A 12322-nucleotide genomic window follows, 5' to 3' on the forward strand; every position below is an offset into this window, starting at 1 on the left:
TGTTTTTCATGGAAAACACCTACCGGGCATTTTGGGGTGTAATTCAGCGGTAGAATGACCGACTGTTAATCGGTTCGTCGCAGGTTCGAGCCCTGCTGCCCCAGCCAATCGCTTGAGGTTGCCATCAGGGTAGATGGGTTCATTTCGGCCAGTCCCGCCGAACCCCTCAGCCAAACCAGAGACATGCGGGAGGAAGGTCTTTGGGGGAGTACCGCCCGCGCTTAAACCTTGCGTTTTGCCGGTTTCGCCCGAAAAACCGGCACTTCGGAATATAGCCTAGTCTGGTAAGGCGCTTGGTTTGGGGCCATGAGATCGCAGGTTCGAATCCTGCTATTCCGACCATTTTTTGGAAGATTGACCGAATTGGTAAGGAACCGGACTGCTAATCCGGCGATCCCGAAAGGGGTTTTGCAGGTTCGAGTCCTGCATCTTCCGCCATTTTCTATGGAGTTGTGGGTGAGTGGCCGAAACCATCCGACTTTGACTTCCTCCTCGCCCTGAAGGACGAGGATTCCTTCCTGCCAGCAGCGGCCCTACATCAGCCGCTTCTCTCCGCTACTTTGGAGAACAGGCTACCCCGGCGTGCCCCGCCGTTGACTGCAATCCTCTTGCGAGGATGTTCTGTGCCGCATTTACGTCGGCATGTGCTTCATGCCCACAGTGCAGGCAATGGAATACCGCCTGATGGGGGCGATTCCCGGCATCCACCACCCCGCAAACCGAACAGGTTTGCGAGGTATAGGCCGGATTCACCAAAAATAGCATGCCACCGGCCCATTGGAGCTTGTAGTCCAGTATCCGTTTGAGTAGGCCCCATCCCTGATCAAGGATGGATTTGTTCAATCCTGATTTCTGCCGGATATTGCGTCCGGGTTTATCCACGGTACCCTTTGCGGATGCCGTCATGTTCCGCACTTTCAGGTCTTCCAGCACCACGACCGCGTGGTTTTTGCTGATGGTGGTGCTGACCTGATGGAGCACGTTTTTCCGCATTTCCGCGATACGCTGGTGCAATCGCGTGATTTTGGCCTTCTGTTTCTTCCAGTTGGCCGAATACTTCACTTTGTGCGCGAGCTTTCTTTGCTCCCGCGCTAGTTTCTTCTGCAAATCCCGATAGGCGGTTACTGGCAGAAACATGGTGCCATCGGACAATGTAAGCAGGTTTGCTACTCCCCGGTCGCCACCGACCGCTGTAGTGGAGGGATGCACGGGGTCCGGCACTTCTTTCTCGGTCTGTATGGCGACATACCAGTGACCACCAGCCCTGCTGACGGTGACATTGCGGATTTCGCCGCCAATGATGCAGGATTTGCGAAATTTCACCCAGCCAATACATGGCAGGAAGATTTTGGGGAGCACCTTGCGGCCATCCCGATCAACGGGATTCAGATCAAAGTGAATATGGCCCGGTTCCGGGTAGCGCATGCTGTCGTGGACGAACTTCTTTTTGAAATTTGGGAAGTTTTTAGCTGAGTTCTTATTGAATGCCTCTTTCAACGCCTGCGTCAGATATCTGAGCGTCTGCTGTTGCGGCATCGACGGGGATTCTGCGAGAAACCCAAAGGCTTCCGAATTGCGCCAAGACGTGAGTAGTTCGCACAGGCCGGCATAATTCAGGGTGCCGCAATGATGATCGAGATAGCTCTTCTGCACGGCCAGCGCTCGGTTCCAGACGAAGCGCACGCAGCCGACCGCACGGGCCAGAAGATTTTCCTGCTCCGGAGTGGTTTCGAGACGGTAGCGCACGGCTTTGCGAATCAGCATGGTGTATAATTATACAGTGATAGTCATTGACTGGCAAAATTTATCGGTAGGCAGACGGCTTCAACGGCGTTGAGCCGTCTCGCCGCCGCGCTATCCATCCCCGGCCTGAACGCCGGGGCTTTTCGCGCTTTTTGGTAAATCGGATTTCCTCTGGAACACGCAGGTTCAAATCCTTGCCAACTCCACCATTTAAGGGGCGTAGCGCAGCCTGGTAGCGTACTCGGTTCGGAACCGAGTTGTCGCGGGTTGCGCACTGCAAGGGTTCAAATCCCGCCGTCCCGACCAATTTCACTTTTCTTGAGAGGAGATTATCGTGAAGATCAACCGTGTTTTTCCGTCCCGTTCCTATACAGATCAAGAATTGCGCGAGACTTTAAGCGCCATGCGAGCATTGATTCGCCAGGCGAGAAGCGTAGCTGAACCCATATTGAAACAATGGGACAAACAGCTTCATCGATAATTGACCACTACGCGGGATTGGCACATTGGTTGCGCACTGGCTTCCCAAGCCAGCCAAACGAGTTCGATTCTCGTATTCCGCTCCACTTAAAAAAGAATGTTTTGTGGTGGTTGTAGCTCAGTTGGCAGAGCCCTGGATTGTGATTCCAGTTGTCGCGAGTTCGAGCCTCGTCAGCCACCCCAAAGCCTTTTTAATTTCAGGTCCATGAGCTCAGTTGATCAGACCTCCCGCCTGTCACGCGGGAGGTCGCCGGTTCAAGCCCGGCATGGATCGCCAATTTGCCGGTTTAGCTCAGAGGTCAGAGCGTCCGCTTTGTAAGCGGAGGGTCGTCGGTTCGACTCCGACAATCGGCTCCAACCCCCACTGGTGGAAGTGGTAGACACACCTGGTTAAGAACCAGGCGCCGCATAATTGGCATATAGGTTCGAGCCCTATGAGGGGGACCATTTCAGTTGATGCACAATCAGCAAGCACTCAAGGAGATTCACCATGAAAAAGGAAACGCTGGTCATTCGACCGGAAAAGCACAAGCGGCGAATAGGGGTAATGCCGACCTACGCGCAGCGGGACCGCACGAAGTACACGCGCAAGGTGAAACATCGCGGTCGTGAAACCCATACTGGAGAGCGACACGGAAAGAATTTTGCGGATCTTTTTCCGAGTCGCTTTTGTAGTCAAGGCCGGATTAGCTCAGACGGAAGAGCAGACGCCCCGTAAGCGTCAGGTCCGCAGTTCGATTCTGCGATCCGGCACCAAAATTTGAGAGATTTTTTTGATTATTCAGGGTTCGTCTAATGGTAGGACAGCGGCCTTTGACGCCGCGAACCGTGGTTCGAGTCCACGACCCTGAACCAATTTTGAAAGGCTTCGGAAAAGTGGCAGAGTGGTTTAATGCGTCCGGCCTGAACCCGGAAGGTCGTCTTAACGGTCCGTGAGTTCGAATCTCACCTTTTCCGCCAATTTTTGCACGATAGTCTGATGTGGTGAGGTGGTAGGTTAAAAACCTGCTTAGGTCGGTTCGATTCCGGCATCGTGCTCCATTTTGGAACTGTAGCTCAGAGTGTAGAGCGTCTGGCTCATAACCAGGTGGTCGAAGGTTCGAGTCCTTCCGGTTCCACCATAATTTAGGTAACGATAATAAGGCCATTTTTAACGCATCGTTAGCTCAGCGGTAGAGCATTCGACCGATAATCGAAAGGTCGGTGGTTCGATTCCACCCCGATGCACCAAGGACAATTAGCTCAGTTGGGAGAGCGGCGGGGTCATAATCCGCAGGTCGCCAGTTCGATTCTGGCATTGTCCTCCGCGTTCTTAGCTCAGCGGTAGAGCGTCGTCTTTACACGGCGAATGTCGTAGGTTCGATCCCTACAGAACGCACCATTTTTGCGGGAATAGCTCAGTGGTAGAGCACAACCTTGCCAAGGTTGGGGTCGCGAGTTCGAGCCTCGTTTCCCGCTCCACGCCCATATAGCTCAGTTGGACAGAGCGCACGGCTACGAACTGTGAGGTCGCGGGTTCGACTCCTGCTATGGGCACCAACACGCTTCTATCGGCTATCGGTCAGGCCCCAAGGTTCTCAACCTTGTGAGGCGGGTTCGACTCCCGCTGGGAGCACCAAACCATGCTCTCATCCAGCTAGCGGTCTAGGCGGCCGGCCTTTCAAGCCGGAAACGCGGGTTCAAATCCCGCTGGGAGCACCAATTCTGTATATAGCCCTGATGGTGGAATGGCAGACACACCTGGTTCAGAACCAGATGCCGAAAGGTGTGCCGGTTCAAATCCGGCCCAGGGTACCAAATCATGCAGCGATAGCTCAGTTGGTAGAGCACCGGTCTGAAGAGCCGGGTGTCGCAAGTTCGATTCTTGCTCGCTGCGCCAATTTTTTTCTATGCGTACTCCATGAAAGCCCGTGGGAGTTGCTGGCGGCCTTGGGTGTCGCCGCGTGCGAAGCCGCAAGACCCAGGCCTGGGCCAGGATGGTTCAAGTCCACGGCCCAACCCAATCATGCAGGACCAATATCGGGATCCATGTCCAGGGGATCACCCCACTCATGCCGCAGTTCACCACGACGTGCAGCCGGTACAGAAATGCCATCAAACAGGTCTTTAAGTGGTGCAAGTTCTTTCGGCAGGGAGGCAATACTGGAGAGTGATTCGATGATTTTTCCAGCTTCCCGTTCCGTCATCGTCGCCACAACGGTTTGATCTTTGACGTTAACCTGCATGGGATGCTCCTTGATAAAAGGACTTCGGTTGGCGGAATGTATTCTCCATGGAAAGCACCGCTTCCGCAGTGAGATAGGCTAAATCCAGTGTGGAGCGATTCAACTCCCCCGCTTTTTTGAGTAAGACATCTGAAACCTTATCAGCCTCAGATTTGCTCATAATGAGCCGAAAACCACCGTTGGACTGTTTTTCCAATTTCATCAGAACCTCCAGAATCGAATACACATTGATGTAGACCACAAAACCTGAATGGCGTTCTGACCGGTTGAGGCCCAATGCCATTGTCCGCATCTTGGTTGTGTGCGAATCCGTTTTGAATTTTTTCATGACCCGCATGGTGGAATGGGAAGACACGATGTTTGCGTAAGCAGTTGCTGGTTCGAGTCCGGCTGCGGGTCCCCATCATTGACCAGTTTTGCAGGAATAGCTTACGGAAAGCGTCCGGGCGTGAAAGCTCGGGAGAGGTGTTGGGTGATGGCGCATAAGCCCGATCAGCGTTCGACTCGCACGTCCTGCTCCATCATACTGAAATACCGCGAGGGGCCAACATGCAACACGTTGATTGCGATATGAATTACAGAAAATAATGCCCCAAAACGGGGCTTTAGGGGCCAATGCTAGGTAATCGATTGTTTATTAAACCATTTAAATCTAAAATGCTTGCAAATGACACATCAATCTCCCCTTGCCCCTTTAGCTCAGTGGACCAGAGCATCCGGCTTCGAACCGGATGGTCGGGAGTTCGAACCTTCCAAGAGGCACCATGCGGTTGTAGCTCAGCTGGATAGAGCATTCGCCTTCTAAGCGAAGTGTCGCAGGTTCGAGTCCTGCCCACCGCGCCAATTCGCCCCTGTAGCTCAACGGGATAGAGCGTTCGCCTCCTATGCGAAGGGTTGTCGGTTCGACTCCGGCCAAGGGCACCAATTTTCATTTTTCATCAGGTTACTCAAAGGAATTACACAACGGGATGCCCGCCTGTCACGACGGCATCCCCTCTTGCTAAGGAGGTGAAACGTGGCAGCCATACTTCGATTGGACAGCGCTGGTAACCCTCTGCATTGGATTCACCACGAAGAAGCGGCCTGTTATTACGCCAAGGGCATGGTGGCCTGGACCATCGGTGAACCATTCCGAATTTTGCATGGTGGCCGCAACCGCCTCACTGGGTTGCTTTCGTACATGGATATCCATCCCGTCATTGCTATTCATGGCGTACAGCATGCCACACGCAATCAGTGGCGAGCCCCATCGCTCACCAATCCGTCCCTGTTCCGGCGCGATGGGCACCTGTGCCTGTACTGCGGCAAACCTTTCAGCGACCATCACCTGACCCGTGACCACGTTATCCCATCGTCCAGAGGGGGCAAGGACACCTGGACCAATGTCGTATCCGCCTGCAAGCGTTGCAACAATCACAAGGGAGCCAGAACTCCCGAGCAGGCCGGGATGAAGTTGCTGGCAGTGCCCTACACGCCCAATCCGTACGAATATCTGTATCTGACAGGTCGAAACATTCTGGCCGATCAAATGGATTTTTTACGGTCTGGATTCAACAAGCTGCAGGCTTAAAAAAGTGTAGGATGCAAATAAAGTTGGTAACAACGAAATAAAGTTGGTAACTTACAAATAAAGATGGTAACTTTCCTCCGTATACTTATGTTCAGAGTTGGAGGTACGGATCTTGACCTGCTTACCCCTTGACCACCGTTCGCAGAAATGGATTAAACAAGGTCGGGGAAGGGGCTCAGGAAAAGATTACCAACCCTGGTTGACTGTCAGAGACCTGCCTTCTGCAGGACGGTCTCATAGAATCTGGGGAGTCCAGACTCAACGGACCCACCATCTGCTGTCGGATCTCGAACTGGCGGCTTTTTTTCTATTTGACTGGAATCCATCTGTCGCTGATATCCGCGAGCAATATCCTCTCCGCTTAGAGGATACCAGTGAGCTTGCCACGCAAGCACAGATTCGCCATCCGGAAGTACGAGGACAAGTTCAGATCATGTCCACGGATTTTCTAGTGGATACCAATAAACCAGAACTTCCAAGAATGGCTATTCAGGTAAAAACCTCTTCAGATCTTTGCAACCCTAGAACCATAGAAAAACTGGAACTTGAACGACAATATTGGGAATTAAAGGGAGTTCCGTGGTATCTGCTGACGGAAAAACAAATACCCAAGACCGTCACCAAGAACATTGCCTGGCTGTATCCCGCCCAACTGGTTCTGGATGAGATCGAAAATACTCTGAATATGACACCAATTTATTTAGGCTTCTTTACAAAGCATCCGATGTTACAGATTTCTCAGGCTGCAATGATGCTTGATCAAGCTTATGCACTGTCTCCAGGAGAGTCCTTGCAAAGGATCCGCTCGCTTTTAGCTCTGAGAGTTTTCTTGTTCGACCTCAGAAAACCTTGGTCAAAGCTGGCTGTTGGAGATCTACAAGCATCTTCAGATCTCGATTCACTGAGGAACTCTTATGTTGCGAATCAATGATGTCGTAACATTCGAAGGAACCCGGTATCGCATTCTTGATGTATCGAAAATTCGATACACTTGGATTAAGATCGACTCCGATAAGTCTTTGCCGGAACGGATTTCACTGGCGGAAGTAGATGAGCTTATCCATGCTGAGGCACTAAAAAAAATTGACGATCCCTTTTCGCATCTTGCAGTTCAGCTTCCGGAGCATGGCTCGGGAGCACAGCAAACCCGCGACAAACGTTTCGCGATTATCGAGCCTTTAATACATCAGCCGGACATCTGTTTTCGAAGTGGCCGAGGCGCACTGGTTCAGCAGATCGCAAATGACTCCGGGACGGCTAAAAAAACAATATATGCCTATCTTCGCCAATATTGGCAGCGAGGTTGCATACCAAACGCACTCTTGCCAGATTATTATAAGTCAGGTGGGCGCGGAAAAAAAAGAACAGCCACGAAGAAAAAATTAGGGCGTCCGAGACGTATAGCGCACGGTACGGGGGCAATAATAGATGACAGCATTGAACGCATGTTTCGCATTGTGCTTGATCGGCATTATCTGACTGAAAAAAGCCATTCTCTGCCTTATGCTCATCGGCGCTTCGAGGATATGTTCGAAACAGCTCACCCGGATATATCGAAAGAGAATTTCCCGACCGTCGCCCAACTGCGATATTTCTATGAACGTGAATATGTCCAGCCTGAACGTATCCGTCTGAGGGTCAATAAGATCGAGTATCAGAAGGACATCAGGCCGTTACAGGGAACAGCTACAGCCGAAGTTCACGGTCCTGGTGCGCGATACGAAATCGACGCTACTATTGCAGATATTTATCTGCTCTCCGCTGACCGACAAAAGATCATTGGCCGACCAACCTTGTATGTAGTTGTCGATGTTTACAGCAGATTGATCGCCGGTTTTTATGTGGGGCTTGAAAATCCCTCTTATGTTACCGCCATGTTGGCACTGGTGACGGCCATGACTGATAAGTCTCAGCTATGCCATTCTTTCGGCTATGACATAGAACCAGAAGATTGGCCATCCATGGGGCTACCGGACGCCATTTTGGCAGATCGTGGAGAACTGCTTGGTCATCAGATTGAATACCTGGAGCAGTCCTTTGGAGTCCGAATTGAGAATACGCCGCCGTATCGTGGGGATGCGAAGGGTATCGTTGAACGGCACTTCCGGACCATTCAAGCGGACTTCAAACCATTTGCGCCAGGAGTAGTTGCGGGCACCATCATTAAGAAGCGGGGCGGGAAAGATTATCGATTGGACGCAACACTCACCTTGGCAGATTTCACTAAAATCATTATCGGCTCCATTCTGCATCGCAACCAGAGTTCGGTATTGGTCAAATATGATCGCGATCCGGATATGCCCGACACCCTCGCTCCGGTGCCCCTCAATATCTGGCGCTGGGGTATTCAAAATCGCAGTGGACGACTGCGTAACACGTCTGAGGCGGCGTTGAGGCTGGCAATGCTGCCGCGTCAAAAGGCGACGCTTTCCGATTTTGGTATTCGGTGCTTTGGTGCCTATTACACCTGTAATGAGTTGCTGGCATCCGGTTGGTTACATAGAAGCGGGCGACAGCGGCCCGGCTCATTTGTGGCCGCTTACGATCCTTCAGTAGCCGATATCATTTATGTCTTCCCTGATGTATCCAAATCGGATTATTGGGAATGCTCGCTCACCGATCGCTCAAGGGAATTCAGGGGGCGAACGATGTGGGAGCTCTGGGATAGTCAGCAGCAACAACGAAAATCAACAGCGACAGCTAAATTAGAGGAGGCAGAAAGTAAAAGAGTGCTGGAAAACGTGATTCAGGAAACGATCCAACGAGCGGAAAAATTACGTCCTTCTTCCTTTGGCGAATCGAAAACAGAAACTTTGGCTGGCATCAACCAAAACCGCCGGGATGCCCGTGAGCAGGAACGCCAGCAACGACGTGTGGATAGCCAATCAACAAAGCCGAAACCCAAAGCAGAGGTCAGGTATTTGACTGAACAACCCGAAAATGTTGCTTTCCCAGATTTTCTGGATGATCTGTTTGGAGATGATATATGACACTACCCAAAGGTATGGTTCAGGCGATTTACAAGGATACCGGGATCAGTCAATACCAAGGAAATCCACTCATTGAAGCGCTGCCGCCGATCTTGGACAGGCGTCAGTTAAAGGAGGGGTTATCAGGCCAAATTGCGTTTCGACCAACGGATATTTATCTTGATGGTCCGACCCGCATTCATGTTATCTCCCAATTACTCGATAATTTTTTCCAGCCGCTATCCCGTCACATCGAGCTGGAGTCGAAATTATCGGTCATGCTTCGGCAAGGGTATGTTGGCAGAAATCTGGCGACTGGCGAGCTGAATGCTCACATCCAGAATGGTTATGAGCGTGTCATGCAGGGTGATTTAGCCGTTTTCCGGTTCGAGCATGTGGAGTCCACGGCTAAGAGCCTGGCTTTCATTGGCTGTTCCGGGTCAGGCAAGACAAGTTCGTTGAATCGTATTTTGGCCACCTATCCGCAATTGATCTATCACGAAACGTACAACTTCACTCAGATTGTTTTCCTCAAAATTGACTGCCCGCATGACGGTTCCCTGAAAAGCCTTTGTCATAATTTTTTTCGTGAAATCGACGCGGTGCTCGCCACCAATTACGTACGCCGCTATGTAGAAAAACGGCACAGTGTGGAAACCCTGATTGCGGTAATGGCGCATATTGCTAATACGCACGCGATTGGCCTGTTGGTGATTGATGAAATCCAGCATTTGAGTGTTAAGCATTCCGGTGGTGCAGAGCGTATGCTCAATTTTTTCGTCACTCTGGTGAATGAAATTTCAGTCCCGGTTGTCATGGTGGGGACACCAAAAGCCAGATCTGTCTTTGAGCTGGACCTGCGATCCGCGCGTCGCGGTGCAGGTTTTGGTGCAATTCTGTGGGAGCCATTGAGCAAGCCTTCAGGCGATCAGGTAATATCACGGACCGAATGGGGAGCCTTCACCAACCGTTTGTGGAAATATCAGTGGCTGACCAAAGCATCACCCGATGTGACCGATGAAATTCGTGATACCTGGTATGATCTTTCTCAAGGCATTATGGATGTCGTCATCAAGCTATTTGTTCTGTCACAAATCCGGGCTGTTGTCACAGGCGTTGAACGCATTACCCAGAGCTTGATGAGAAAAGTTTATCAGGATGAGCTAAAGCCCATCCATCCTATGATTGATGCATTGCGGTCCGGTGATGTCACAAAAATAGCCCGTTACTCCGACCTGACCATTCCCGACGTGGATAGAAAAATACTCGAACTGGGCCATCTGCTGCGTTCCAATCAGGAACGCATTGATACTGCCGTCAAGTATGGGGGAAATGAACAAGCCATTCGATTACACAATATGCTGGTCGATATGGGGTATGTCTCTGAGTTGCTTGAACCTCTGATCAATAGGGCTTTTGAAAATCACCCGGGACTTGTGATGAAGGATCTTATGCCGCTGATTCTCTCTTGGTATCAGAGCGCAGAGATAGAAAAGACAGCATCATCAAAGCCGAAAATGAAGGCGATGAAAAAAGCTGATTGGCATACCCTGGACTCAAACGATTTGCGTTTTTTATTTTCGCAGTCCGCCAATGAGGAAGCCTTCCTAGAATCACTGAGTCGCGAAGGTTTGCTTTTCGATGCCGAGAACTGGATCAATTCCTTTGGGTGATGGTTGTGTTGAATTTTCCTATACCTTATGCAGAGGAATTGCTGTATAGCACCGTCGCAAGAGCGGGTGTTCGGCTAGGTCATACTAGCCCCAAGCAACTGTTGGATGAAGTCTTCGAATCTCGTAGTGTTATTGCAACGATAGACTTACCGAGCCATCTCGCAACGGTCTCACGCTGGCTTCCTGGTGAATATACGCCTGAGAAACTCATCTATAGCCATACCTTATTTCCGCTTTATGCCCCTTTTATTTCAGAGGGAGCTATGCTCGAAAGTGGTGTACGGGCGCATTACAACTGGCTTGAATGAGGTGGCGTACTGTTGCTACAAAGGGTTTCCGACTCAAAGAGCAACATAAGGAGTACGCCGTGGAAAAGAATACCGTAATAGCAGGTGGGATGGGAGAGTTGGGTCTGGGCATTGAAGGGATACTTCGACGCGCGGCACGCGCTCTGATTGAGCAGGCCATAGAGGCAGAGGTGGCGGTATTGCTGGAAGAATTTGCGACGGTGCGGATGGTTGATGGGCGTCAGGCGGTCGTGCGTAATGGGCATCTGCCGGAGCGCGAGATCATGACCGCTCTGGGTCCGGTACCCGTCAAAGTACCCAAGGTGCGGGACCGCTCAGGATCGGGGATCAAATTCAATTCGGTACTGGCGCCTCCGTATGTACGCAAATCACGAACGGTAGCCGCTACAGTACCTTGGCTCTATCTGCATGGGGTGTCTTCCGGCCACATGCAGGAAGCCCTTTCCATTTTGCTGGGTGATGAGGCCAAGGGACTTTCACCTGCGGTGTTGGGACGTCTCAAGGCGGAGTGGGCGCAAGAGTATGCCCATTGGCAACACCGCTCCCTACAGGGAAAGCGCTATGCTTACTGGTGGGTAGACGGTATTTATACGAACCTCCGTGCGGAGGAGGATCCGCGTATCTGCCTGCTGGTGATTATCGGCGTGACGGCAGAGGGCAAGAAAGAGCTGGTCAGTGTCAGTGACGGCCTGCGCGAATCCAAAGCTTCCTGGCTGGAGATCCTGCGTGACCTGCAGGCGCGCGGTCTGGAGACGGCCCCTTTGCTCGCCATTGGGGATGGTGCCATGGGGTTTTGGGCCGCACTGGATGAAGCCTATCCCGAAACGGGTCAGCAACGCTGCTGGGTGCATAAGACCGCCAACATTCTCAACGAACTTCCCAAAGCCCAACAGAGCAAAGCCAAGGCAGCGTTGCAGGAAATCTGGATGGCCGCCAATCGCCAGGCTGCGGAAAAAGCACTGGACGTGTTTGTGCGCAATTACCAGGCAAAGTATCCCAAGGCTGTGGCTAAACTGGAAAAAGATCGGGCTGAATTACTCGCTTTCTATGATTTTCCGGCCGAACACTGGCGGCATATCCGGACCACCAATGCCATTGAGTCCACCTTCGCTACGGTACGCCACCGGACTACCCGGACGAAGAACTGTGTATCACGCAGCAGCTTTCTGGGATTGGGTTTCAAGATGCTGCAGCAGGCTGAAAAACGCTGGATTGGGATTTATGCTCCAGAGAAAGTCCTGCAGCTTTTTGCAGGGGTGAAATTTATCGATGGCATACCGGCTAACCTAACCCTGCCGGATGATCAACAGACCGCCGCCTGATCTATGTCAGAAAATGCTTATACACCAGATTT

9 protein-coding genes and 27 tRNA genes are annotated in these 12322 nt (G+C 51.5%); 33 read left to right on the plus strand and 3 right to left on the minus strand.

The features are described from left to right. Positions 1 to 32 precede the first annotated feature (32 nt). The 3 genes from GCD22_RS07210 to GCD22_RS07220 all read left to right on the plus strand — a co-directional run bounded on the left by GCD22_RS07210 (position 33) and on the right by GCD22_RS07220 (position 438). Positions 33 to 107: transfer RNA gene (locus tag GCD22_RS07210), tRNA-Asn, on the plus strand. A 158-nt stretch (positions 108 to 265) separates the two neighbouring features. Next, positions 266 to 342, plus strand: a tRNA-Pro gene (locus GCD22_RS07215). A gap of 6 nt (positions 343 to 348) precedes the next feature. After that, a tRNA-Ser gene (locus GCD22_RS07220) sits at positions 349 to 438 on the plus strand. 117 nt (positions 439 to 555) lie between these two features. On the opposite strand, the gene GCD22_RS07225 is transcribed toward GCD22_RS07220, so the two are convergent. Further along, the gene (locus GCD22_RS07225; protein ID WP_153940546.1) at positions 556 to 1764 is read right to left on the minus strand and encodes an RNA-guided endonuclease InsQ/TnpB family protein; all 1209 of its coding nucleotides are present in this window, start codon (positions 1762 to 1764) and stop codon (positions 556 to 558) included. Positions 1765 to 1956: 192 nt separating this feature from the next. On the opposite strand from GCD22_RS07225, the gene GCD22_RS07230 reads away from it, so the two are divergent. The 20 genes from GCD22_RS07230 (at position 1957) to GCD22_RS07325 (ending at position 4102) form a co-directional block, all read left to right on the plus strand. After that, positions 1957 to 2049 (plus strand) — tRNA-Pro (locus tag GCD22_RS07230). Positions 2050 to 2235: 186 nt separating this feature from the next. After that, positions 2236 to 2309: transfer RNA gene (locus tag GCD22_RS07235), tRNA-Gly, on the plus strand. Positions 2310 to 2330: 21 nt separating this feature from the next. Further along, positions 2331 to 2406, plus strand: a tRNA-His gene (locus GCD22_RS07240). Positions 2407 to 2423: 17 nt separating this feature from the next. After that, positions 2424 to 2500: transfer RNA gene (locus GCD22_RS07245), tRNA-Asp, on the plus strand. Positions 2501 to 2504: 4 nt separating this feature from the next. Next, positions 2505 to 2580, plus strand: a tRNA-Thr gene (locus GCD22_RS07250). Between the two features lies 1 nt (position 2581). Then, positions 2582 to 2670, plus strand: a tRNA-Leu gene (locus GCD22_RS07255). 233 nt (positions 2671 to 2903) lie between these two features. Continuing rightward, positions 2904 to 2979 (plus strand) — tRNA-Thr (locus GCD22_RS07260). Between the two features lie 25 nt (positions 2980 to 3004). Continuing rightward, a tRNA-Gln gene (locus GCD22_RS07265) sits at positions 3005 to 3078 on the plus strand. A 15-nt stretch (positions 3079 to 3093) separates the two neighbouring features. Continuing rightward, positions 3094 to 3183: transfer RNA gene (locus tag GCD22_RS07270), tRNA-Ser, on the plus strand. 6 nt (positions 3184 to 3189) lie between these two features. Next, positions 3190 to 3264: transfer RNA gene (locus GCD22_RS07275), tRNA-Phe, on the plus strand. Positions 3265 to 3268: 4 nt separating this feature from the next. Beyond that, a tRNA-Ile gene (locus GCD22_RS07280) sits at positions 3269 to 3344 on the plus strand. A 34-nt stretch (positions 3345 to 3378) separates the two neighbouring features. Then, positions 3379 to 3453, plus strand: a tRNA-Ile gene (locus GCD22_RS07285). 1 nt (position 3454) lies between these two features. Then, positions 3455 to 3527: transfer RNA gene (locus GCD22_RS07290), tRNA-Met, on the plus strand. A gap of 2 nt (positions 3528 to 3529) precedes the next feature. After that, a tRNA-Val gene (locus GCD22_RS07295) sits at positions 3530 to 3604 on the plus strand. A 5-nt stretch (positions 3605 to 3609) separates the two neighbouring features. Then, positions 3610 to 3684: transfer RNA gene (locus GCD22_RS07300), tRNA-Gly, on the plus strand. Between the two features lies 1 nt (position 3685). Then, positions 3686 to 3762 (plus strand) — tRNA-Arg (locus GCD22_RS07305). Between the two features lie 4 nt (positions 3763 to 3766). Further along, positions 3767 to 3841: transfer RNA gene (locus GCD22_RS07310), tRNA-Glu, on the plus strand. A gap of 6 nt (positions 3842 to 3847) precedes the next feature. Next, a tRNA-Glu gene (locus tag GCD22_RS07315) sits at positions 3848 to 3924 on the plus strand. A 12-nt stretch (positions 3925 to 3936) separates the two neighbouring features. Beyond that, positions 3937 to 4020: transfer RNA gene (locus tag GCD22_RS07320), tRNA-Leu, on the plus strand. A 6-nt stretch (positions 4021 to 4026) separates the two neighbouring features. Next, a tRNA-Phe gene (locus GCD22_RS07325) sits at positions 4027 to 4102 on the plus strand. Positions 4103 to 4226: 124 nt separating this feature from the next. Here GCD22_RS07325 and GCD22_RS07330 read toward each other — a convergent pair. Together GCD22_RS07330 and GCD22_RS07335 are read right to left on the minus strand one after the other, a co-directional pair. Continuing rightward, entirely contained in the window at positions 4227 to 4448 is a 222-nt protein-coding gene (locus GCD22_RS07330) for a hypothetical protein (protein ID WP_024894873.1), read from the minus strand. Then, positions 4438 to 4776 (minus strand): hypothetical protein, encoded by a 339-nt coding sequence (locus tag GCD22_RS07335; protein WP_024894872.1) that lies wholly within the window; start codon positions 4774 to 4776, stop codon positions 4438 to 4440. Before GCD22_RS07335 ends, GCD22_RS07330 begins: the two co-directional genes overlap by 11 nt. Before the next feature lies 1 nt (position 4777). Here GCD22_RS07335 and GCD22_RS07340 point away from each other — a divergent pair. From GCD22_RS07340 to GCD22_RS07385, 10 genes are all read left to right on the plus strand, one after another. After that, positions 4778 to 4847 (plus strand) — tRNA-Arg (locus GCD22_RS07340). 289 nt (positions 4848 to 5136) lie between these two features. Then, positions 5137 to 5213 (plus strand) — tRNA-Arg (locus tag GCD22_RS07345). Between the two features lies 1 nt (position 5214). Further along, positions 5215 to 5291 (plus strand) — tRNA-Arg (locus tag GCD22_RS07350). Between the two features lie 4 nt (positions 5292 to 5295). After that, a tRNA-Arg gene (locus GCD22_RS07355) sits at positions 5296 to 5372 on the plus strand. Positions 5373 to 5463: 91 nt separating this feature from the next. After that, entirely contained in the window at positions 5464 to 6018 is a 555-nt protein-coding gene (locus GCD22_RS07360) for an HNH endonuclease (protein ID WP_024894871.1), read from the plus strand. 112 nt (positions 6019 to 6130) lie between these two features. Next, positions 6131 to 6949: a TnsA endonuclease N-terminal domain-containing protein gene (locus GCD22_RS07365; RefSeq protein WP_153940547.1), complete on the plus strand. Its 819-nt coding sequence runs from the start codon at positions 6131 to 6133 to the stop codon at positions 6947 to 6949. Then, entirely contained in the window at positions 6933 to 9008 is a 2076-nt protein-coding gene (locus GCD22_RS07370; protein ID WP_153940548.1) for a TnsB C-terminal domain-containing protein, read from the plus strand. Before GCD22_RS07365 ends, GCD22_RS07370 begins: the two co-directional genes overlap by 17 nt. After that, positions 9005 to 10660 (plus strand): AAA family ATPase, encoded by a 1656-nt coding sequence (locus GCD22_RS07375; protein ID WP_153940549.1) that lies wholly within the window; start codon positions 9005 to 9007, stop codon positions 10658 to 10660. Before GCD22_RS07370 ends, GCD22_RS07375 begins: the two co-directional genes overlap by 4 nt. Positions 10661 to 10665: 5 nt before the next feature. After that, positions 10666 to 10968 carry a TniQ family protein gene (locus GCD22_RS07380; RefSeq protein WP_211371695.1) on the plus strand — a complete coding sequence of 101 codons (303 nt, stop codon included), beginning with the start codon at positions 10666 to 10668 and terminating at the stop codon, positions 10966 to 10968. Positions 10969 to 11057: 89 nt separating this feature from the next. After that, positions 11058 to 12290 carry an IS256 family transposase gene (locus GCD22_RS07385; RefSeq protein ID WP_425321089.1) on the plus strand — a complete coding sequence of 411 codons (1233 nt, stop codon included), beginning with the start codon at positions 11058 to 11060 and terminating at the stop codon, positions 12288 to 12290. Positions 12291 to 12322: the final 32 nt, after the last annotated feature.

The organism is Acidithiobacillus thiooxidans ATCC 19377 (assembly GCF_009662475.1).
Lineage (GTDB): Bacteria > Pseudomonadota > Gammaproteobacteria > Acidithiobacillales > Acidithiobacillaceae > Acidithiobacillus > Acidithiobacillus thiooxidans.

Excerpts from the sequence above, each read along its gene's own strand:
- GCD22_RS07225 (WP_153940546.1), bottom strand. The coding sequence starts at position 1,764 with ATGCTGATTCGCAAAGCCGTGCGCTACCGTCTCGAAACCACTCCGGAG.
- GCD22_RS07330 (WP_024894873.1), bottom strand. The coding sequence starts at position 4,448 with ATGCAGGTTAACGTCAAAGATCAAACCGTTGTGGCGACGATGACGGAA.
- GCD22_RS07335 (WP_024894872.1), bottom strand. The coding sequence starts at position 4,776 with ATGAAAAAATTCAAAACGGATTCGCACACAACCAAGATGCGGACAATG.
- GCD22_RS07370 (WP_153940548.1), top strand. The coding sequence starts at position 6,933 with ATGTTGCGAATCAATGATGTCGTAACATTCGAAGGAACCCGGTATCGC.
- GCD22_RS07375 (WP_153940549.1), top strand. The coding sequence starts at position 9,005 with ATGACACTACCCAAAGGTATGGTTCAGGCGATTTACAAGGATACCGGG.
- GCD22_RS07385 (WP_425321089.1), top strand. The coding sequence starts at position 11,058 with ATGGGAGAGTTGGGTCTGGGCATTGAAGGGATACTTCGACGCGCGGCA.